General features: G+C 45.2%; 20 protein-coding genes. 9 read left to right on the top strand and 11 right to left on the bottom strand.

All coding sequences use genetic code 11. The annotated features are described in order from the left end of the window. The first annotated feature begins 313 nt into the window (after window positions 1-313). The gene (gene gltD, locus QUA90_RS00280; protein ID WP_333138135.1) at window positions 314-1798 is read left to right on the top strand and encodes a glutamate synthase small subunit; all 1485 of its coding nucleotides are present in this window, start codon (window positions 314-316) and stop codon (window positions 1796-1798) included. A gap of 179 nt (window positions 1799-1977) precedes the next feature. Beyond that, window positions 1978-2469 carry a tetratricopeptide repeat protein gene (locus QUA90_RS00275; RefSeq protein ID WP_333325190.1) on the top strand — a complete coding sequence of 164 codons (492 nt, stop codon included), beginning with the start codon at window positions 1978-1980 and terminating at the stop codon, window positions 2467-2469. A gap of 53 nt (window positions 2470-2522) precedes the next feature. On the opposite strand, the gene QUA90_RS00270 is transcribed toward QUA90_RS00275, so the two are convergent. From QUA90_RS00270 to QUA90_RS00255, 4 genes are all read right to left on the bottom strand, one after another. Then, complete coding sequence (locus tag QUA90_RS00270; RefSeq protein ID WP_333325193.1) at window positions 2523-2936, bottom strand: transcriptional regulator; 414 nt, start codon at window positions 2934-2936, stop codon at window positions 2523-2525. After that, window positions 2911-3219 (bottom strand): type II toxin-antitoxin system HigB family toxin, encoded by a 309-nt coding sequence (locus QUA90_RS00265; protein ID WP_333310847.1) that lies wholly within the window; start codon window positions 3217-3219, stop codon window positions 2911-2913. The genes QUA90_RS00270 and QUA90_RS00265 overlap by 26 nt, the downstream gene beginning before the upstream one ends. A 120-nt stretch (window positions 3220-3339) precedes the next feature. Further along, window positions 3340-5901 carry a primosomal protein N' gene (gene priA / locus QUA90_RS00260; RefSeq protein ID WP_333384695.1) on the bottom strand — a complete coding sequence of 854 codons (2562 nt, stop codon included), beginning with the start codon at window positions 5899-5901 and terminating at the stop codon, window positions 3340-3342. 79 nt (window positions 5902-5980) lie between these two features. Then, on the bottom strand, window positions 5981-6337 hold the full coding sequence (locus QUA90_RS00255; RefSeq protein WP_333443249.1) for an ATP-binding protein: 357 nt from the start codon (window positions 6335-6337) through the stop codon (window positions 5981-5983). A 339-nt stretch (window positions 6338-6676) separates the two neighbouring features. On the opposite strand from QUA90_RS00255, the gene QUA90_RS00250 reads away from it, so the two are divergent. From QUA90_RS00250 to QUA90_RS00240, 3 genes are read left to right on the top strand one after another with little or no spacing between them, the layout of a single operon-like run. Next, window positions 6677-6946 carry a hypothetical protein gene (locus tag QUA90_RS00250; protein WP_333443247.1) on the top strand — a complete coding sequence of 90 codons (270 nt, stop codon included), beginning with the start codon at window positions 6677-6679 and terminating at the stop codon, window positions 6944-6946. Continuing rightward, complete coding sequence (locus QUA90_RS00245) at window positions 6936-7880, top strand: fused MFS/spermidine synthase (protein ID WP_333325201.1); 945 nt, start codon at window positions 6936-6938, stop codon at window positions 7878-7880. The genes QUA90_RS00250 and QUA90_RS00245 overlap by 11 nt, the downstream gene beginning before the upstream one ends. A 39-nt stretch (window positions 7881-7919) precedes the next feature. Further along, on the top strand, window positions 7920-8090 hold the full coding sequence (locus QUA90_RS00240; protein WP_333259816.1) for a YqaE/Pmp3 family membrane protein: 171 nt from the start codon (window positions 7920-7922) through the stop codon (window positions 8088-8090). 131 nt (window positions 8091-8221) lie between these two features. Here QUA90_RS00240 and QUA90_RS00235 read toward each other — a convergent pair whose 3' ends face one another. Then, window positions 8222-9502 (bottom strand): lipid-A-disaccharide synthase, encoded by a 1281-nt coding sequence (locus QUA90_RS00235; RefSeq protein WP_333443245.1) that lies wholly within the window; start codon window positions 9500-9502, stop codon window positions 8222-8224. Window positions 9503-9538: 36 nt separating this feature from the next. On the opposite strand from QUA90_RS00235, the gene QUA90_RS00230 reads away from it, so the two are divergent. Next, window positions 9539-10015, top strand: coding sequence for an ankyrin repeat domain-containing protein (locus QUA90_RS00230; RefSeq protein ID WP_333443243.1), 477 nt, complete (start codon window positions 9539-9541; stop codon window positions 10013-10015). A 104-nt stretch (window positions 10016-10119) separates the two neighbouring features. Here QUA90_RS00230 and QUA90_RS00225 read toward each other — a convergent pair whose 3' ends face one another. From QUA90_RS00225 to QUA90_RS00210, 4 genes are all read right to left on the bottom strand, one after another. Next, window positions 10120-11151, bottom strand: coding sequence for a calcium-binding protein (locus QUA90_RS00225; RefSeq protein WP_333443241.1), 1032 nt, complete (start codon window positions 11149-11151; stop codon window positions 10120-10122). Window positions 11152-11359: 208 nt separating this feature from the next. After that, window positions 11360-12430 carry a calcium-binding protein gene (locus QUA90_RS00220; RefSeq protein WP_333325211.1) on the bottom strand — a complete coding sequence of 357 codons (1071 nt, stop codon included), beginning with the start codon at window positions 12428-12430 and terminating at the stop codon, window positions 11360-11362. A gap of 249 nt (window positions 12431-12679) precedes the next feature. Continuing rightward, window positions 12680-13696 carry a calcium-binding protein gene (locus tag QUA90_RS00215; RefSeq protein WP_333443239.1) on the bottom strand — a complete coding sequence of 339 codons (1017 nt, stop codon included), beginning with the start codon at window positions 13694-13696 and terminating at the stop codon, window positions 12680-12682. Window positions 13697-13794: 98 nt separating this feature from the next. Then, complete coding sequence (locus QUA90_RS00210; RefSeq protein ID WP_333325219.1) at window positions 13795-14778, bottom strand: calcium-binding protein; 984 nt, start codon at window positions 14776-14778, stop codon at window positions 13795-13797. Window positions 14779-15313: 535 nt separating this feature from the next. On the opposite strand from QUA90_RS00210, the gene QUA90_RS00205 reads away from it, so the two are divergent. The 3 genes from QUA90_RS00205 to QUA90_RS00195 all read left to right on the top strand — a co-directional run bounded on the left by QUA90_RS00205 (window position 15314) and on the right by QUA90_RS00195 (window position 21324). Beyond that, window positions 15314-19309 carry a magnesium chelatase subunit H gene (locus tag QUA90_RS00205; protein ID WP_333443237.1) on the top strand — a complete coding sequence of 1332 codons (3996 nt, stop codon included), beginning with the start codon at window positions 15314-15316 and terminating at the stop codon, window positions 19307-19309. Window positions 19310-19387: 78 nt separating this feature from the next. Continuing rightward, on the top strand, window positions 19388-21112 hold the full coding sequence (locus QUA90_RS00200) for an AAA family ATPase (RefSeq protein ID WP_333443235.1): 1725 nt from the start codon (window positions 19388-19390) through the stop codon (window positions 21110-21112). A 65-nt stretch (window positions 21113-21177) separates the two neighbouring features. After that, window positions 21178-21324, top strand: coding sequence for a hypothetical protein (locus QUA90_RS00195; protein ID WP_333325226.1), 147 nt, complete (start codon window positions 21178-21180; stop codon window positions 21322-21324). On the opposite strand, the gene QUA90_RS00190 is transcribed toward QUA90_RS00195, so the two are convergent. Together QUA90_RS00190 and QUA90_RS00185 are read right to left on the bottom strand one after the other, a co-directional pair. Then, on the bottom strand, window positions 21321-21671 hold the full coding sequence (locus QUA90_RS00190) for a type II toxin-antitoxin system PemK/MazF family toxin (protein WP_333443233.1): 351 nt from the start codon (window positions 21669-21671) through the stop codon (window positions 21321-21323). The two genes, QUA90_RS00195 and QUA90_RS00190, sit on opposite strands and share 4 nt — an antisense overlap. Continuing rightward, window positions 21668-21922, bottom strand: coding sequence for a hypothetical protein (locus tag QUA90_RS00185; RefSeq protein ID WP_333172072.1), 255 nt, complete (start codon window positions 21920-21922; stop codon window positions 21668-21670). Before QUA90_RS00185 ends, QUA90_RS00190 begins: the two co-directional genes overlap by 4 nt. Window positions 21923-21958 lie beyond the last annotated feature (36 nt).

Here is a 21958-nt window from a genome sequence, read left to right as displayed (position 1 = left end):
TAAATGCGATCGTCGGAGAATAAGCCAATGCTGAAATTACGTAGAAACCGGGTTTGATGGACGAAAATACTGCCTCATAACCTTTAAAACCTTTAATCCCCGTAAAAAACCCGGTTTCTTTGCTGTCGATCTATCTATATTTTACCGCTGCCGACAATTCCCCGACTCCCGGCGATATTAAAGATTTCATGTACAAATTGCTCAATCAGAGGTGCGATCGCACACAATTTAGATCACAATAGTTAATTCAGAAGCGCGCCAGCTTCACCTTTGACAAACTACCAGAATAGTAAATTCTAACCAGAACACCACTATGGGAAAACCAACCGGCTTTATCGAATTCTTGCGCGAATTGCCCTCCGAACTCTCACCAGTCGAGAGAGTCCACAACTGGGACGAATTTCACCTGCCGATGGAAGAGGACAAACTCCGCACCCAAGGCGCGCGCTGCATGGATTGCGGCATTCCGTTTTGCCACACGGGCACAATTATCAGCGGCATGGCAAGCGGCTGCCCGATTAACAACCTCATCCCCGAATGGAACGACCTCGTATATCGCGGACTCTGGAAAGAAGCCCTTGACAGACTCCACAAAACTAACAACTTCCCTGAATTCACCGGCAGAGTCTGTCCCGCACCCTGCGAAGGCGCTTGCGTGCTCGGCATCAACAACCCGCCAGTCACGATTAAAAACATCGAAGCCGCAATTATCGATAAAGGCTGGGATGAAGGCTGGATTACCGCCGAACCACCCGCCAAACGCACCGGCAAAAAAATCGCCGTCATCGGTTCCGGGCCCGCAGGTTTGTCCGCCGCCGCGCAACTCAACAAAGCCGGTCATTGGGTAACAGTATACGAAAGAGCCGATCGACCAGGCGGCCTGCTAATGTATGGCATCCCCAACATGAAGCTAGACAAAGAACAAGTCGTGATGCGCCGCCTCAAAGTCCTTGAAGACGAAGGCGTGACATTCGTCTGCAACACCGAAGTTGGCAAAGACTTGCCAGCGGAACAACTGCTAAAAGAATACGACTCCGTTGTGCTCTGTACCGGCGCCACCAAACCCCGCGACTTGGGCATCCCCGGCCGGGAATTGAAAGGCATCCACTTCGCAATGGACTTCCTGACTGCGAACACCAAAGCAGTTTTAGACAAGAGCACCAACGATAACTTCATCTCCGCCGAAGGCAAAGATATCGTGATTATCGGCGGCGGCGACACCGGCACCGACTGCGTGGGCACCTCCATCCGCCACGGCTGCAAAAGCCTGGTACAGCTTGAAATCCTGCCCAAACCTCCTTCAGAACGCGCCGCCAACAATCCCTGGCCCGAATGGCCGAAAGTCTACCGCCTCGACTACGGCCAAGAAGAAGCTGCAGCCAAATTCGGCGACGACCCGCGCGGCTATCTCACCACGGCGACCAAGTTCGAGGGCGACGAAAACGGCAATGTCAAAGCTGTGCACACCGTTGAGGTGGAGTGGACGAAAAACGAGAAAGGGCAGTTTATTCCGAATCACATCCCGGGCACGGAAAAAGTTTTGCCGGCACAGCTTGTCTTGCTAGCGATGGGCTTCCTCGGCCCCGAACAGCCCTTGCTGGATGCGCTGGGATTGGAACGCGACGCGCGCAGCAATGTGAAAGCCGAGCACGAAAAATATACAACCAGCATTCCGGGAGTTTTCGCGGCTGGTGACTGTCGCCGGGGACAAAGTTTGGTGGTTTGGGCGATTAACGAAGGGCGCGGCGTGGCCCGGGAGTGCGACCTTTATCTGATGGGGAGCACTGATTTGCCTTAAGACTTGACCTGTGAAATGCCGTAGGGACACGGCTGCCGTGTCCTTGACTTGTGAAATGATGTGTCCTTGGCCTGTGAAGTATGTGTCCTTGACTTGTGAAATTAACGCGCTTGTTGACAAGATAAAGGACACGGCAGTGCCGTTTCCCTATCTTGATTTGACGGATAGAGGACACGGCAGTGTTGTTTCCCTACCTTGAATGGACTGAAAACCGCTATTTTATCCATTGGTTTGTAGACTTCCTTCCCTGCGGGTTTAACGCGATTGTTGACAAGATAAAGAACCCGGTAGTGCCGTTTATCTACCTTGACTCGACTGAAAACCGCTATTTTACCGATTTGGGCGATCGCTCTGGTAGGGCAAGTAGTTGGGGAGTATGGGGAGATATCGAGGGAAATCGCGGCAATTGGGATGAATTAGAAGTTGAGACAGATGTGGGCGATCGCTCTGGTATGGCAGCTTCGATCAATTGTTTGGGAGAAAATGAACTCGGTAGAGGCAATCTAGATGCAGCAGAACCGCTTTTACAAGAAGCTTTAGCGAAATTACAAGAACTGGGAGAATCTGCAAAAATTGCCGAGGCTAACTACGGTTTAGCACAACTTGAACGCAAACCTAACAACCCAGAACTTGCCCAACAACATTACAATAGTGCCCATCAAATATTTTAACAATTGGGAACCGCCAAAGACTTAGAAAGAATCGAGCGAGAGTGGGAATCCGATTAATTTTCATCAAGAAATGCCGCAGGCGATAGGTGGAAAAACTCAGCTAATTTCTGAATTTGACTCACCGTCAGTTCTCTGTTACCATTCAACACCTCAGCCACCCGAGACTCAGTAGCAAAAATATCAACCAAGTCTTTTTCTGAAACCTCAGCTTCCACCATCAAAGCCTTCAGCAATTTAATCCCTTTCAGCACAGGCATTGGCTCATGTTTTTGTTCGTAATCATAGACAAGAATACCCAGCACATTTAAGTAATCTCGGTCATCTTGCGTCAGTTTTCGGCGATCCAAAATATAATTAATCCGATTTTGGGTAGCAATTAACTCAGCTTCACAACTAATCGGGCGCGGGGGAAAAGCTACGATTAGCTCAATGTAATCGCTACTAGGAGTTTTCAAACCAATCGTCATTTTTCCAATTCTCCTTGTCGTATTCTGAATGAATTAATACACTGCGGACGAATACTATTTGGTATTCATAATCAATAAAACAGATTAGTCGGTAATTATTGCCACCAATATTAAAGACTGTAAAATTACCTACTAAGTCAGCGGAGGGAAAGACTTGGCGTACCTCGACAAAATTTTGCCATTCAGCCTCAGAAGTACGCTGATACCATATTAATAAACTTGGTTCAGCATTGGGGTGTTTTTCCCAAAATTCTCTCAGTGGTTTTCGGCTGATGACACGCATTAGATAATTATTTTATTCCTTGCTTGATAAGTATCATAGCTTTTAAGGTGCGTCAGCTTGGAGGTTTTAGATTATGGATACAATTGTCGAAGCTGACACACCCTACGATTACACCACCAATCAACCAAAATTCAACGGATCGACATCAATAGTTAAACTAACAGAACGCGGCGTGCGATCGCGCAATCCGATCAAATCCGACAAATCCACCGACTCATCCAAAGGCAACTTCAGCAAAATCTGCCACCGATACCGATTTGCCACCCGCATAATCGCCGCAGGTGCAGGCCCCAACAACTCACATCCCGGTACAGACAATCGCTGAATATACTCGTGACAAACAGACGCTAATTGTACCGCCGTCACCGCCACTTCCGCCGCATCTACACTGCTCAATCGCAACAAAATCAGCCGCCCCGAAGGTGGATAATTCAGCGCCGCTCTTTCTGCTAATTCTGTTTCCACAAAATCTGCATATTCGTGCCGCCTAACTGCTTGAATTACCCGGTGTTCGGGAGTGTAAGTTTGAATAATTACCCGCCCCGGATCGTCGCCTCTGCCCGCACGGCCCGCGACTTGAGTTAATGTTTGAAAAGCTCGTTCGCTTGCGCGATAATCGGATAAGTTCAGCAACCCATCAGCAGACACAACTCCCACCAAGGTAACTCCAGCTAAATCTAACCCTTTCGTCAGCATTTGCGTACCCAACAAAATATCAGCTTCCCCATTAGCAAATTGCGTTAACAATCTGCGGTGATCGCCCTTATTTCTAGTTGTATCGCTGTCAAATCGAATTGCCCGCAATTCGGGAAATAATCTCGTTAATTCCTGTTCGACTCGCTGAGTGCCACTACCAAAGTTTTTGAAGTAAGGAGAACGGCATTCGGGGCAGTTTTGGGGGTGTCGTTCCGTGTGGTTGCAGTAGTGACAGCGCAATATTTCTGCTGTTGCTTCGCCTACGTGGTGATAAGACAGGGAAACATCGCAATTCGGGCATTCCATCACATAGCCGCAACTCCGGCAAGACACAAAGGTACTGTGTCCTCTTCTGTGAATAAACAGGATACCTTGCTGTTGTCTGGCTTGCAATTGTTCCAGGGCATTTTGCAGGGAAGCACTAAAAATTGAGCGATTCCCTTGTCGCAATTCTTGGCGCATATCGACTATTTCCACAGGCGGCATCGGACGGGAATAAATGCGATCGGGCAATGATAAATAATGGATATTTGGTAACGAGTAATAATCTCGGCGCGTCCCCACCCAAGTCTCTAATGCTGGCGTTGCAGAACCTAAAATTAAGGGACAATTTTCTAATTCGGCGCGCCATTTGGCAACGGTGCGGGTGTGGTAGCAGGGGGCTGGTTGGTCTTGTTTGAAGCTGCTGTCGTGTTCTTCATCGAGGATAATTAAGCCGAGGTGAGGTAAAGGTGCGAAAATGGCCGATCGCGTGCCAATGACAATTTGCGGGGTTCCAGTCAGCATCTGACGCCATGTATCGTAACGTTCGCCGTCGGATAGGGCGCTGTGGTAGACGCAAATTTGCTCGCCAAAACGGGCGCGGAATCTGTCTGTAAGTTGCGGTGTAAGGCCTATTTCGGGAACGAGTACAAGGGCGGATTTGCCGCTGGCTAAGATTGGGGCGATCGCCTGCAAATACACTTCAGTTTTCCCGGAACCTGTAACGCCGTGCAGCAGCACTTGACGGAATCCCGAAAAAGAGTTAATAAAGGCTAAGGCTTGAGCTTGAAAATGAGTTAAAGTTTTGGGTGCATCGGGCAATTGAGAAATTCCGCGATCGCCTCTGAGAACTTCCCTTTGGTCAATTACAACGCTACCTTTTTGCTCCAAAGCTTTGACAACCGAAGAACTCGCGCTGCAAATTCTCAACAAATCATTCAGCCACATTTCACCGCCACCGCGCCGCAAAACTTCCAATACTTCTTGTTGTCGCTTGGTTAAATCTGTGACAAATGCATTAGCAATTAATGTCACTGCCGGTTTGAGTTGTGGTTTGGGAGGATTGGGCGGTTCTAAATAACTTTCTACCCAACCGCGTTTCAATAAATCTTTCAATCCCCGATAACTTCCCTTCACTTGGCGCTGGAGGTATTGCCAAGTGTAATCGCCGTTTTTTTGAGCTTGCAGCAATTGCAAGATTTGACTAGCGGCGGGATTGAGAAATGTTTCGGCATTCGGAGAAATTGCCTCCTTAATTAAGCGAATTCGGCGCACAGAACGGCTTAACAAACCGGGCGGCAGCGAGGTTCTAATTACTTGAATTAATGGTGTACAATAATAGGTGGCAGTGCGATCGAGCAATTCCCAGTAAGTCGGTGGGAAAAAACCAGCACTGACAACATCTTCGACCTCTTTAACCCTTGTGGGATCTAAGTCGGGCGGCAGTTGAGAAATGAACCGAATCGCGATCGCGCCTACCTGTTGACTGCCAAAGGGTACACTCAAGATATCCCCTGGTTGCACGGTAAGTTCCGCAGGTAAACGATAGGTAAATAACTTATTTTCCTCCCCAGGAGAGTCCCCCGCAACCCTGAAAGGAGAGTCCACCAATACCTCGATCCACTCTGCTTGCACGGTGGGGCGCTGTGGCGGTTCGCTGCTGCCGTAGGATGCCCCGGCCTCTGCCGCTATAGGGGTTGACAAACCAAAAGTGACAGTAGACATAGGGTTGCACATCAAACTAGGAGGAGCCGCGGTCAAAGGGAGTTTTCATTATCCCTCAGTTTAGCTCGATCGATCGATCTTAGCTGCGGGATTTGGCGATCGGAATCTCGATCGCCAATTCAGTCCCTTCTCCAATTGCGGAGATACACTCCAACCTCCCGCCGTGTTTGTCCACAATAATTTGATAGCTAATTGACAGTCCCAAACCCGTCCCGTGACCAACTGGTTTGGTGGTAAAAAACGGATCGAAAATTTTCGATTTTACAGCTTCATTCATCCCGATACCATTATCTTTGATGCTGATTATTGCCCAATTTTCGCAAATAATAGAAGTAGTAATAATCATCATCTGGATAGGGTTGGCTTCTATCTCGTCCAGTGAAGACTTTTGCTCTCGCTCCCGCAGGGCATCAACAGCATTATTAATTATGTTCATAAACACCTAATTTAATTGCCCAGCATAACACTCTACCTGGGGCAAAAAACCATAATTTTTAATGAATTTTATAGCGGAACTACCGTTTTTTTTAGTTAAGTATTAACATTTCATTTGTATTGGTGGATTGAAAAATTCTATCTAAGATACATTCAAAATGTCAAGTTATTAATAACAAATCTGGTTAAAACCGCTCGCTACTTTTATTCCATGCTCTCGCATTGGCGGGGTTTTTATCGGATTATTGATAAATAAGCAGGCCGATCGCAAACTTATAAAGGTCGGCCCAGCGCGAAAAATTGCCCGATTCAGACAACCTTTGTACAAAACCCGCCGGCAATGCAAAGCGGAAATATTAAATGTGAGTGCGATCGACCGGGGGCGATGGGAAAAGTGCGATCGACTGGGCGCGCGATCGCCCACAAGCAATCTCAAGTACCAAGCCACTTGCGAGTTCCCAGAACGCAATCACACTATACCATTCCTCCGAAATCTCACTTTAATGTGTCGATCGTACTCACACACCCGCACCATTTTGTGTTAAGAACTACTACTTGTGACAACATCGACACAGCAGTTTATATTTGGAGAGTAATTGATGTCAGGTAGCGAAGTTCGTGCAGACTTTTGGATGAGCGAGTACATTACCCCCTGGGATATTTACGTTCACGGCGTCATCGCGGTGCTTGCTTACAAGAAAACAGCCTATCAAGAAATGTACGTAGTTCAGACCGGTACTTACGGCAAAGGCTTAGTTTTGGACGGTAAGTGGCAATCTTGTACAGGCGACGAGTTTCTGTACCACGAACCCTTGGTACACCCAGCCATGATTTGTCACGGTAGCCCCAAAAAAGTTCTCGTTCTCGGCGGCGGAGAAGGAGCTACAATTAGAGAAGTGCTGCGCTGGAAAACAGTTGAAAAAGTCGTGATGATCGACATTGACGGCGAAGTAGTAGAAGCTTGCCGCGAACACCTCCCAGAAATGCACCAAAACGCCTTTGACGACCCCCGCTGCGAAGTAGTAATCGGCGATGCTTTGGACTATTTAGATAAAACTGACAATGATTGGGATATTGTCATTTCTGACTTGTCCGATCCAATTGAAGAAGGCCCATCTTTCCAGTTGTTTACCAAGGAGTATTTTGAGAAAGTTCGCAGCGTAATGTCGCCTAACGGCTATTTCGTAGTGCAAGCGGGCCCCGTTTCTCCGGCAGAAATGAAAATGCACGCTCGCATCGTAAATACCCTGAAATCTGTTTTCTCCAATGTTCAATCCTGCACCAGCTTTATTTCTACTTACGGAGCTCCTTGGGGTTTCGCCATAGCTTCTAATCAAGAAATAAATACGCGGCCCGAACCCACAGTTACTGACAAATTACTCGCCGAGAAAACAACTGGCGGGTTGCGGATGTTCGACGGAATTACACTATTGGGGTTGATGCAGCTTCCCGGTCACTTGCGGCAGGTAATCGCCGCTGAAACCGAAGTTTACACTATGGCAGCACCGCCTAAGTTTTTCGGGAAAGGTTCGGTTGGTCAGTGAAGTTAAATTGGAAGAGAAAACTCGTTTGGAGTAACTGAGATGAGCAATTTAATTCGCATAGTCGCTGCAATTTTTCTTCCCCCTCTGGGCGTATTTTTGACTGTCGGCATCGGTACGGATTTTTGGATCAACCTGGTTCTCACGTTTTTGGGCTTTATTCCCGGCATCATTCACGCTGTTTGGGTGATTGCTAAGCACGACCGCGGTTAAGTTGAAAGCAAATCCGGTTTTGGGATAATAAACAGGCAAGAGAAAATAAACTTTCTTTTGCCTGTTTTGACTAATTAATCTGGATTAAATCTGCGTTCATCCGCGTTCCTCTGCGGTTAAAAATAAAAAATCTAATTCTTATCAAAATTTGATTGCACCTCAATTTCTTGACAAACCAATTCAGCAATTTTTTTCGCCGCCCCCGATTCTCCTCGAACCGCACGCAAACGATCGCCCATCTGTGCTAATTTTTCAGGATGGCTCAGATAGTCGATCGCCAATTGAGCAATTACTTCCGGTTCCAGCTTCCCAATGAACTCCGGCACAATCTCCTCCTGTGCCCAAATATTCGGCCAAGCATAAAGCTTTCCCTTTCCCAATTGCCAGATTAGCCAATTAATCGCCGTAGCAAAAACTGAACCGACTAACGGCAAATTTGCCAGCAATCCCGGCAATCCATCCCAAGCTTTCATCGCATCCAATTGCTGCGTCGGAATCAAAACAATCATCGGCACAGCTAACGAACCCAATTCGGCAGTATTCGCTCCCACCGTAGTTAAACACAGGCTGCATTCTGATAGCAAGTCGTAGGCGGGCCTCTGCGTCCAAAGTTCTATTTGTAAGCCATTGGCTGTGTGCAAAAACGGCGATTCTGTTAACTGAAGTTCGGCGCTAGCGTTCTCAAATAAATGCAGGCAAGGATTTTGTTCTGGGTCGGCAAAACGTGCTAGAGTTTGCACATCTATGGTAGGAGCAACAGGAATTACAAAGCGAGTTTCAGGGCGGAGGCGATGGATGGATTGGGCGATCGACAAACATAACGGTACACCTAAAGCTAATTTAGCCGCCTTAGAACCGGGCAACAATCCAATTAATTCTATTTTCCGTAGGGGTGGTGCCCCCGTGCCCGCCCTGCCCGATTTTCCGTTCCCTACTTCGGCGATCAAATCTCCTACAACGGTAAATTTATTAGCATATTTTTGGGGAATTTTAGCAAAAACTTCTGGTTTCATCGCCGCAAATTTATCAATCCAGCGATACCACCGGGCGTCCCATTCAGCATAAATAACAGTGCGATATTTGAGCCTTTTGCCAATAACAACCGTAAAAAATTGATCGCCACCTAAAAATAAAACAACTCCTGTTTCGTGCCAATCCCAATTTTCAGCAGTTTTGCCCGACAATAAGAATGGAAAAAAATGCTCCGGTGCTTGCACTCTGTCAACTTCTGGGTAGGAAGATGCGATTTGCGCTTCTTTCCCCGTGGCGTGGGGACAGGGGGACAGCACCACAGAGATGCGGGCTTGAGTCCCCGCGTTTGGCAATTTCTCGCGCAAAGCTTGCACGGCGGGACGCACCCAAGTTGCCAATTCTCCGGGGCCGTTGGAGAGGATTAAAATATCTACTGCCATAGGATTTAAGATTTGAAAGGATGCAACGGAGATTTTATGACAGATTTAATTAAGGCCGTCAAGACGGGTGATGTTGCGGCTGTAGAAAGTGCGATCGAACAGCGTGCAGATATCAATGCCAAAGATGAGGAAGGTGCGACTGCTTTGACGGCTGCGGCTGAAGCTGGCAATTCGGCGATCGTCAAAAAATTGCTGGCGGCAGGTGCCGGGCCCAACAGTCAGGATAATGACGGGTGGACGCCGTTAATGAGTGCCGCTGCTGCGGGACATACGGAGATTGTACAGCTTTTGCTGGAGGCGGGGGCGGATGTGAATGCTAAAACTAATTTTGGTTTGACGGCTTTGATGAGTGCAGCAGGTAGCGGGCGCACTCAAGTTGTGGAATTTTTAATCGATAAGGGAGCTGATATCAAAGCGTATGATAATAATACTTGGACTGCGTTAATTTGGGCGTCTTCGGAAGGTCACAAAGATACGGTTGAGGTTTTGAAGCTAGCGCGCGATCGCCATTAAAGACTTAGAAACCGGGTTTATTCGATAAATCCGGTTTCTGGAGGGTACAATTAATTATCGCACCGACAGCAGACCAATACCAATCCCGAATAGCTGCGATATTTCTATCCAAGTAAAAGTGTCCCAAAAGAAGATTTTGGTAATAAATTCAACTTGAGATTTCCGCCACCTTCAATAACTGCGATCGTATCACCATAACTAAGTTGGTCGCCTCCATTTGGTGTAAAGAACGGCAAGCCGTTTGTTTGGATTGCTAAATCTCGATTATTGTTGATGGGAAACACAATGTATCTATCGAATAATGATGTAGAGCCGAGCTGGATCGTATCCTGACCTTGGGTAAAGTTTTGAATTGTAGCAAAACCCGGTCCAAGGTAGAAAGTTTTATATCCAATCACAAACACTCTACTGGTAAATACAGGCTGCGCTAACACGAATGTATCGGCGCCGGGTCCGCCAATCAGAGTATCGAATTCGTTGCTGCCGTCACTTCCAGACACTCCGGCGCCAAAGCCTGCAGAGCTTGTTACTCCAACTAATTCGACATTCCCCACTCCTATACCAGTGAGGGTGTCATTGCCGGAAGTTCCGATAAAAGTAGCAGTCCTGTTTGGCTCGTTTTTTCCGAAATTGAAGTAGTGTTCCCGACCAGTTGTCAAAGCTCCAGAGTAGACAAAAGGTCCAATATCACGGTTTCTATTTAAGTATACTGTTTCATAGAAAGAAGTACCATTACTGAAGCGGCCGAATTGAATGAAGTGCTGGTAGCCACTTTTAAAGTTATTCTCAATAAACGACCGCGAATCTCGGTTAGTTGCTACATAAAATGCTTCGTCATAATTTGGCGATACGCGCGATCGACCTTCTTCGTAACCGTATTGGATAAAGTGGTCTAGGCCCGTCGCAAAAGGTGCATTTGCGTTGTTGGGGGTGCGGACTAAGGCAGCGATATCTGGGTTGCCAGCGAGGTAAGTAGCTTCGTCAAAATACCGCGATATTTTTGTGAGGCCGCCGGCTTGACCGAACTTTTCAAAGTGTTCTCTGCCGGATTTTATAATTCCTGCATCAATGGCTGGTTTCACCCAAGGATATTGCGCCAGGTAGTACGGTTCGTCAAAAATGTCATAGTTAGTCATAAGTTTTTCTCCAAGCTTAGTCTGCTTACTTGTCGGTTAAACTTGATCAACTATAACTAACTCTACTAACTCAGTATGTCAAGTTAATTATTGTTAAGCCTGTTTTATTATTTTCATGGCAAACGCAAAAGTGCGATCGCACTTTTTTTGAAAGAGCGATCGCACTTCTCAGCAGCAATCAGCCAAATTCCCAATAGCTTCGAGATTTCTAGCCAAGTAGAGGTAGAGAACCTCTAGATTCTGGTAAGAGATTCAACTTTAGATTTCCGCCGCCTTCAATAACAGCGATCGTGTCAAAGCTACTAATTCCCGAAGTTCCATCTGGAAAGTAAACGAACAAGCCGTTCGTTTGGATAGCTAAATCTCGATTGTTGTTGATGGGAAATATCAAGAATTTATCTAAAGAAGGTTGGATATCGCTTGTTGCTAGCTGAATGGTATCCTGACCTTGGGTAAAGTTCCGAATTGTAGCAAAACCCGGCCCAATATATAACTTTGTTGGGAAACTGTATCCCTTACCACCAGTACCTTGTACAACGTCTCCGAGCATGAATTTATCGCGGCCGCTACCGCCAGTGAGAGTATCGAATTCATTACTGCCCTCACTTTCATAATTTCGGCCGGGGATGGAAAAAGCACCACCTGTACCTAAACCTACTTCAACTCCAATTAATTCGGTATTCCCCACCCCAGCACCGGTAATGATGTCATTCCCGGAACTTCCGATAAAAGTCGCAGAGCGGCTTGGATCGTTTTTGCCGAAATTGAAGTAGTGCTCCCGACCAGTTTTCAACGCTCCCGATTCGACAAACGACTGAACATCGGAGTATTTGTTTAAGTATTCTTTTTCAAAAAAAGAAGTCCCAAACTGACCGTCTTTGATGCCGAATTGAACGAAATGCTGGTAGCCGTTTTTAAAAGTTCCATTCTGAATAAATGGCTGCAACTGTCGGTTATTTGCTACATAAAACGCTTCGTCATACTCAGGCGATACGCGAGTGCGACCTTCTTCGTAACCATATTGGATAAAGTGGTCTAGGCCAGTCGCAAAAGGTGCATTTGGGTTGTTGGGGGTGCGGACTAAGGCAGCGATATCTGGGTTGCCAGCGAGGTAAGTAGCTTCGTCAAAATACCGCGATACTTTGGTTAAGCCACCGACTTGACCGAATTTTTCAAAGTGTTCTCTTCCAGATTTGATGACTCCTGCATCAATGGCGGGTTTGACCCAAGGATATTGAGCAATGTAGTATTGTTCGTCAAAAATTGCGTAACTAGCCATGTTTTTTTATTGCGGCTTTAATGAGCTGTTGATGCAATTTATCAATAATCTGAAACTGAGACAATTACCTGATCGGGTGATTTTTTCCAAGTGTCAGTCAAATCTCATTTAAGCTCTCTAAAGATGTCGTAATTCATCGTTGTTTATTGGAGAACGTAAAGTGCGATCGCGGAATGCGAGTTGTTGGCATAGGAAAGTGCGATCGCACCGACAGCATCCCAAAGAAAATTCTGAATAGATTCGATATTTCTACCCAAGGAAAGATCTAATAACACTAGATCCTGGTAATAGATTCAAATTGAGATTGCCGCCACCTTCAACAACAGCGATTGTGTCAAAGCGACTGGCTATGAAAACTCCATTCTCAACAACGGGAAAGCCATTCGTTTGGATAGCTAAATCTCGATTATTGTTGATTGGAAACACCAATAATTGATCTAAGGGAATCCCTATCTGGATGATATCCTGACCTTGAGTAAAGTTCCGAATAGTAGCAAAACCTGGGCCGATGTAGAACTGTCTGGATGAGAGGGTTCCTCCCCTGAAGCCAACAATGTCACCGAGCACGAATTTATCGCTGCCGCTACCGCCAGTGAGAGTATCGAATTCATTGCTGCCGTCACTTTCATAATTTCGGGGGCCGGGATAGGTAACACCTACTTCAACTCCAATTAATTCGACCCTCCCTACCCCTACACCGGTGAGGATGTCATTACCGGAAGTTCCGACAAAAGTTGCCTCGCGGCTTGGCTCGAATTGCCCAAACTTGAAGTAATGTTCCCGACCAGTTTTTAAGGTTCCAGAGCTGATAGCCTCAAACACATTGAATAAGTATCCCGGTTCAAAGAAAGATGTTCCAAAACGACCTTCTTTTACCCCGAATTGAATGAAATGCTGGTAACCATTTTTAAAAGTTCCATTCTGAATAAACGGCTGCAAATCTCGGTTAGTTGCTACATAAAACGCTTCGTCATACTCAGGCGATACGCGAGTGCGACCCTCTTCGTAACCGTATTGGATAAAGTGATCTAAGCCTGTAGCAAACGGCGCGTTTGGATTGACTGTGCGGACAAAGGGTTTAAGGTCTGGATTTCCTTCAAGGTAAGTATCTTCGTCAAAATACCGCGATATTTTTGTGAGACCGGCGGCTTGACCAAATTTTTCAAAGTGTTCTCTTCCTGATTTGATGATTCCTGAATCAATGGCTGGTTTCAGCCACGGATATTGCGAAAGGTAGTATTGTTCGTCGAAGATATCGTAATTCATAGTTTGCTGTTTAAAGTAAAGTACGATAAAAAAAAGTCATCAATCATCAGTATTAACTAATGACCAATGACCGATGACTAATGACTAATGACCAATGACTAACCAATCAAGAAAGTACCGTTACCGTTAGATTCTTGGAAACTCAAATTCAAACTTGCTCCTCCTTCAATCACGCCCAGCACATCTCCAAAACGCTGGATTGACAAATTGTTGCCAACCGGAGTTAGGCTGTAGCCGTTTAATGAAGTTCCTTGCAGTTGGATAAAATCGCTTTCGATGTCGAAGTTACGGATGGTAGCTTGACCGTTACCCAAATACAGCGGTGTCGGGCTAAAATTCCCGGCTGTAGCAGGAACTCCGAGTACGAATGTATTGGTTCCCGGAGCACCAATCAAGACATCGAATTCATTAGTGCCAAAGCTTTCATACTGTCGGTTGCGTTGCGAATCTAGACCTACTTCCACTCCCACAAGTTCGACATCCCCGACGCCAACACCAGTTAAAACATCGTTGCTGCGGCTGCCGACAAAAGTTGCGTCGCGGGCCGGCTCAAATTGTCCAAAATTGAAGAAGTGTTCCCGGCCTGTTCTCAAGTTTCCAGAGTTGACAAACGGCACAATATCGGGGTTTTCTTTTAAGTATTCCGGTTCAAAAAATGAAGTCCCAAACCGACCGTCTCTGATTCCGAATTGAGTGAAATGGTCGAAGCCTGATTTGAAAGTTCCGTTCTGAACGAACGGTGCGACATCTGAGTTGTTTGCTAAATAAAAATTTTCGTTGTACTCAGGGGATACTTGAGCGCGGCGCTGTCCTTCATCGTAACCGAACTGGATAAAGTGATCGAGGCCGGTTGCAAAAGGTGCGTTTGGATTGACTGTGCGGACAAAGGCTGCGAGGTCTGGATTTTTCTCAAGGTAAGTAGCTTCGTCAAAATAACGCGATACTTTAGTTAGACCGCCGGCTTGACCAAATTTTTCAAAGTGTTCTCTCCCGGATTTGATTACTCCTGCATCAATCGCTGGTTTGATCCAAGGATATGAGGCAAGGTAGAATTGTTCGTCGAAAATTGCGTAGTTAGCCATGTTTCCCCCTTAATGTTGGGATGAGTTTGAGAGTTTATAGCAATTAGCTTTCCATGAACTCGATCGCTAATCAGGAATTTACACCAAACGGACATTATGAAATGGTTTTAATTTCCTGGAATAATATCACTTTTTGTGACTCAGCAATTATCCGAAGGCTACATTCTGCCTTCACAAATTATACCTTTTTCCCCTCAGTTAATTGCTCTATCGCAAGTGTGATCAATTCTACAAACCTGGGAACTTTTTTCAGGATTTTTTTGTCGATTGTTGGTTAATTTTTAATTATTTTTATCCTACTAATTAATCGTATACATATTATCTTTTATTTGTCAAGTAAATTTTTGTAAACAAAATATGGAGTATTTGCTCAAGGAATTTATAAAAAAATGTAACGAAAATTTGACCTAAATTTGTCGAATTGTGTCATGTGCAGGCTCAAATCGCCTAATGGCAAGCGTTTTCTGGTAAAAATGCTTATGGGATAAAAAAATTCCCGATTCGCGAAAACAGCATCTTAAAGGAGCCTAACCGGATGTTCACTCACGTCAAGCCCACCATTCGCCACGTCGTGCCGGAAAACTTGCAGGGGCGATCGCTCATGAAGGTGGTCTATGTCGTACTGGAACCGCAGTATCAAAGCGCCCTGTCCGCAGCGGTTCGATCGATAAACCAGAAAAATCCGAATTTGGCAATAGAAATCAGCGGCTACCTGATCGAAGAACTCCGCAGCCCGGAAAATTACGAGGCTTTCAAGCGGGATGTGGCAGATGCCAATGTATTTATTGCTTCTCTAATTTTCATCGAAGATTTGGCAGAAAAAGTTGTAGCGGCGGTGGAACCGCTGCGCGACAGCTTGGATGTCGCCGTCGTCTTCCCGTCGATGCCAGGGGTGATGCGCCTCAATAAAATGGGCAGTTTCTCGATGGCACAGTTGGGACAAAGCAAAAGTGCGATCGGCGAATTCATGAAAAAACGGAAGGAAAAATCCGGGAGTTCCTTCCAAGACGGAATGCTGAAACTGCTGCAAACTTTGCCGAAAGTGCTGAAATATTTGCCCATCGACAAAGCCCAAGATGCCCGCAACTTCATGCTGAGTTTCCAGTATTGGCTGGGCGGTTCCCAAGAAAACTTGGAAAACTTCCTGCTGATGCTGTCACATAAATATGTCTTCAAAGGCCAGTCACAGCCAACTTTCCAAGAACCTGTTGTCTACCCCGACATGGGAATTTGGCATCCTTTGGCATCGTCGATGTTTGAAGATGTAAAAGCATATCTGACCTGGTTTAATGCCCGTACAGATATTTCTGCAGATCTCAAAGATCCCCTCGCACCTTGCATTGGTTTAGTGTTGCAACGCACTCACTTAGTGACAGGAGATGACGCGCACTATGTAGCAATGGTGCAGGAATTGGAGGCAATGGGCGCGCGGGTTGTGCCGATTTTTGCCGGCGGTTTGGACTTCTCTAAACCTGTGGAAACTTTTTTCTTGGAAGTCGGGGCAAAAGGTGTTACACCTCTGCCGATCGTTGATGCGGTGGTTTCTCTGACGGGTTTTGCTTTGGTGGGCGGCCCGGCGAAACAAGATCACCCGAAGGCGATCGAATCTTTGAAAAAATTAAATTGCCCTTACATGGTGGCTTTGCCGCTGGTTTTCCAAACGACAGAAGAATGGGAAAATAGCGATTTAGGCTTGCACCCGATTCAAGTTGCGTTGCAAGTTGCGATTCCTGAGTTGGATGGTGCGATCGAACCGATTATTGTGTCGGGACGCGACGGCGCAACTGGAAAGGCGATCGCCCTGCAAGATCGAATTGAAGCAATTTCCCAGCGCGCCATGAAATGGGCAATGCTGCGCCGCAAACCAAAATTAGATAAGAAAGTTGCGATCACAGTTTTCAGTTTTCCGCCAGACAAAGGCAACGTCGGAACAGCCGCTTACTTGGACGTTTTCGGCTCGATTTACGAAGTATTGAAAGCCTTAAAAGGTAACGGTTACGACTTGCCAGAATTGCCGGATTCCGCCGAGAAACTGATGCAAGAAGTCATCCACGACGCAACAGCCCAATACCAAAGTCCCGAATTAAATATTGCTTACCGGATGTCGGTAGCTGAATACGAAGAATTCACTCCTTACTCCGAACGGTTGCAAGAAAATTGGGGCCCGCCTCCGGGACATTTGAACAGCGACGGACAAAATTTGCTGATTTTTGGCAAACATTTTGGCAATGTGTTTATCGGAGTGCAACCTACTTTTGGATACGAAGGCGATCCGATGCGGTTGTTATTCTCTCGTTCTGCTAGCCCCCACCACGGTTTTGCTGCGTACTATACATATTTGGAGCGCATTTGGGGTGCGGATGCGGTGCTGCACTTTGGCACTCACGGTTCGCTAGAATTCATGCCCGGTAAGCAGATGGGAATGTCTGTGGATTGTTATCCTGACAGTTTGATCGGCAAGATTCCTAACCTCTATTATTACGCCGCCAACAATCCCAGCGAGGCAACAATTGCTAAGCGCCGCAGTTATGCTGAAACAATCAGTTATCTGACTCCTCCGGCTGAAAATGCTGGCTTGTACAAAGGTTTGCAGGAACTCAGCGAGTTAATTGCTTCTTATCAAACTTTGAAAGAGACTGGGCGCGGTGTGCCGATTGTGGATGCGATCGTCGAAAAATGCCGTTTGGTGAATTTGGATAAGGATATCGCCTTACCTCCCGAACAAGAACGCGGGGTTGCTGCGGATATGACTGCGGAGGAACGGGACAATTTAGTTGGCTTGGTTTACCGCAAGTTGATGGAGATTGAGTCGCGGTTGTTACCTTGCGGTTTGCACGTGATCGGTAAGCCGCCGACTGCTGAAGAGGCGATCGCAACTTTGGTTAACATTGCCAATTTAGACCGGGAAGAAGACGGATTAATCAGTTTGTCGCGGATTATTGCTCAAAGTCTCGATCGGAATATTGACGAGATCTACACCAACAACGACAAAGGCATTTTAGCAGATGTTGAATTGTTACAAAACATCACCTTAGCCTGTCGCGATGCTGTTAGCGCTTTGGTGAAGGAACAAACCGATGCTGAGGGTAGAGTTTCCCTGGTTTCTAAGTTGAATTTCTTCAACATGGGCAAGAAAACACCCTGGATTGATGCTTTGCACGCAGCGGGTTATAAAAAGGTCGATCCAGAACTGATTAAACCGCTGTTTGAGTATCTGGAATTCTGCTTGCAGCAAGTTTGTGCCGACAACGAATTGGGCGCATTATTGCGCGCGCTAGAGGGCGAATACATTATCCCCGGCCCTGGTGGCGATCCGATTCGCAACCCGGATGTTTTGCCGACTGGCAAGAATATGCACGCTTTGGACCCGCAGTCAATCCCTACCACGGGGGCGATCAAGTCTGCTAAGGTTGTAGTCGATCGGCTGTTAGAAAGACAGCGCGTTGATAACGGCGGAAATTACCCAGAAACCATCGCCGTTGTGTTGTGGGGAACCGACAATATCAAGACTTACGGTGAATCCCTCGCCCAAGTAATGTGGATGGTGGGAGTGAAGCCAGTTCCCGACGCTTTGGGCCGGGTAAACAAACTCGAATTGCTTTCTTTAGAAGAGTTGGGACGCCCTCGGATCGACGTAGTAATTAACTGTTCAGGCGTATTCCGCGACTTGTTCATCAACCAAATGAATTTGTTAGATAAAGCCGTGAAAATGGCAGCGGAAGCCGACGAACCGTTAGAAATGAACTTCGTCCGCAAACACGCCCTGAAGCAAGCGGAAGAAATGGGAATCAACCTGCGACAAGCAGCCACCCGCGTATTTTCCAATGCTTCTGGTTCCTATTCATCTAACGTCAACTTGGCGGTAGAAAACAGCACTTGGGAAAGCGAAGCAGAGTTGCAGGAAATGTACTTAACTCGCAAATCCTTCGCCTTTTCTTCCGACAATCCCGGAACAATGGAACAAGACATGCAGATTTTTGAATCCTCCTTGAAAACTGCTGAAGTGACATTCCAAAACTTGGATTCTGCTGAGATTTCCCTAACCGACGTGTCGCACTATTTCGACTCTGATCCGACTAAATTGATCGGCAGTTTGCGCGCAGATGGCAAGAAACCGGCATCCTTTGTTGCTGATACAACCACAGCCAACGCGCAGGTGCGGACGCTATCAGAAACCGTGCGTTTAGATTCGCGGACTAAGCTGCTGAATCCGAAGTGGTACGAGGGGATGTTGTCGCACGGTTATGAAGGTGTGCGGGAGATTTCTAAGCGTCTGGTGAATACGACTGGATGGAGTGCGACGGCGGGCGCTGTGGATAATTGGGTGTATGAGGATGTCAACACTACGTTTATCCAAGATGAGGAGATGCAGAAGCGTTTGCTTAACTTAAATCCTCATTCTTTCCGCAAGATTGTCAGCACTTTGCTTGAGGTGAATGGCCGCGGTTATTGGGAGACTTCTGAGAACAATTTGGATCGTCTGCGTGAACTTTATCAGGAGGTGGAAGACCGGATTGAAGGGGTAGAGTAAAAAACTTGAAAAGGATGGGTATTTTACCCATCCTTTCCTCCCAAATAGCTCATAACTCTTAACTCTCCTTGAACTCATTTGAAAAATACAGTCACTAAAAATATGCAGTTAATCAATTTTTCTATAACCAACTACCGCAGTATTATTAAGGCTTATAAATTGCCTGTTTCTAATCTAACTGTTTTAATCGGTCAAAATAATGAAGGTAAATCGAACATTGCTAATGCCTTAGCGAGCGCTATATTGGCACTTAGTAATCCATCACGCTTAAGGATACCACATAGACAGAGAGCAATTGATTATCCAGAAAGTTATGATTGGCAAAGAGATTTTCCTATCTCTTTACAAACTAAAGATAAATTGGGCAAGTCAAGCTTTACGCTTGAATTTTCCTTAGAAGAGAGTGAGTGCGAAGAATTAGGTGATTATCTTCAGTCAAATACCATAAATAGAGAATTCAGTGTTTTATCACTTACTATTACTATAGATAAAGATCGTAACTTAGAATTTGCCCTTCAAAAAAAAGACAAAAAAAATAAATGGAAAGCCTTAGCGCCAAAAACAGCCTCTAAAATAGCTACTTTTATAGGGCGAAAAATTACATTTACATATATTCCTGCTATACGTACCTCAGAAGCGGCCATCAAAGTTGTTCAACAAATGGTTGATCGAGAATTAGCTACCTTAGAATCTCAACCAGACTATCGCGCAGCACTAGAAGCGATTGATCAATTACAAAAGCCTATTCTAGACAAAATATCTGCAAAAATAACTCAACCATTACAGGAATTTATACCACAGGTTAAATCAGTAAAGATTTCTGTTTCTCAAGAAGTAAGGTTCAGAGCATTAAGAAGATGTGAAATTATCATTGATGATGGAACTCCAACGCCTCTAGAAAGAAAAGGTGATGGAATTAAAAGTTTAGCAGCTATTAGTTTACTAAGGAGAGAAAATACTCAAAATCGACTATCTATTGTCGCATTGGAAGAACCAGAATCACATCTTCATCCTAGTGCCATACATAGATTAAAAGATGTTATAGATGAATTATCCAGTAATCATCAAGTAATTTTAACAACTCATTGTCCTTTATTTGTTAATAGAATAAATCTTGCTAGCAATATTCTAATTACTAATAATAAAGCTGTCAACGCCAAAAAAATTAGCGAGATTCGTGAGATTCTTGGAGTACGAGCTTCTGATAACTTGATGCACGCTCAAATTGTTTTAGTAGTAGAAGGAGAAGATGATAAAATTATTTTAGAAAGTTTATTTTCTTGTTACTCAGAATGCTTAAAGGCTTCTTTGAAAAATGGTACTTTAGTAATTGACCCTCTACATGGTGCATCAAATCTATCTTATAAACTGTCTTCACTTAAAGCATCTTTATGCGTTATTCATACTTTTTTAGATCATGACAAAGCTGGCAAGGATGCAATTGAGGAAGCTATGAAAAATAATCTTCTTAAAATAGCTGATTATCAGCTTGCTATCTGTAATGGAATGACTGAATCAGAAATAGAAGATTGTTTGAATAAGGAAATATATGAAGAGGCTTTAAAACTACAATTTGGTATTAAATTAAACTGTTCCGACTTTAAAAACAATAATAAATGGTCAGATAGGATCAAAAAGACTTTCTTCTCACAAGGTAAGAACTGGAATATAAAAATGGAATCTCAAGTCAAAGCAATAGTGGCTGAACAAGTAAATAATAATCCTGAAAACTCTTTAAATCTGCATAAAAGAAGCTCCATAGATACTTTAATTCAAGCATTAGAAGAAAAACTAAATAAATAAATTAGTGTTGTGTAGTAAATGACATTTGTCAAGCACTGCTATAGCAATTTAGTCTCTGTCTAACGATGCCTGACGACTCAGCCTTCCGTCTACTTCCCCTCAGCCAAAGAGCGATCGCCACTTTATTTCTTAAACCGATTTTCTTTCTCAAAGAGCGATCGCCCTTATCTTCCCAAAGTGCGATCGCCCTGATATTCCTCAAGTGCAATTAAACTTGACCAGGCAAATCCAACGCAATTAATAAAGCTTGATTCAGCAGAAGTATTGCTTCATCACTAAGCATTCCTCGTAAACTCAATAAACGAGATTTAGATAATACCCGTACTTGATCGGCCATACCGATAGAATCGTTAGTTAATCTACCGTCGGGAGCTTTAATTAATACCTGAGTGGGATAAACTCGTTTACCAGTTTGATAAGTAGTGCAGGGAATAGCCAAAACTACAGGGCTATATGTATTTATTGTAGCTCGACTAACGATGATAACAGGACGGGTTCCTCCTTGTTCAGAACCCTCAACAGGTTCAAGTCTAGCATCATAGACTTCTCCCCGGTTCATACAGGAGATTCTCCCAATTGCAACGCTTCCCAACTCGCTACCGCAAACTCAGCCTCCATCTGTAGCACTTGAGCTTGATACTCTGGATCTTGTACCATTTCAATCAGTGCTGCATCAATTTCCGATCGTTTACCCTGAGTCTGGGTTGTTACCCGATCGCGAATCAATGCTGACAATACTTCTAAAAGCTGCTGTTGCTCTTCAAGAGTGAGATTTTGAGCCTGACTCAGTACCTCGCTATAAGTAGACATAGGCTTTATGTTGAGATTTTTTGGCTGATTGTTATT

The sequence above is a fragment of the Microcoleus sp. D3_18_C4 genome, from assembly GCF_036702355.1.
GTDB lineage: Bacteria > Cyanobacteriota > Cyanobacteriia > Cyanobacteriales > Microcoleaceae > Microcoleus.
Note: the sequence above shows the minus strand (reverse complement) of the source record. Positions and strands in the feature narration are given on the sequence as shown.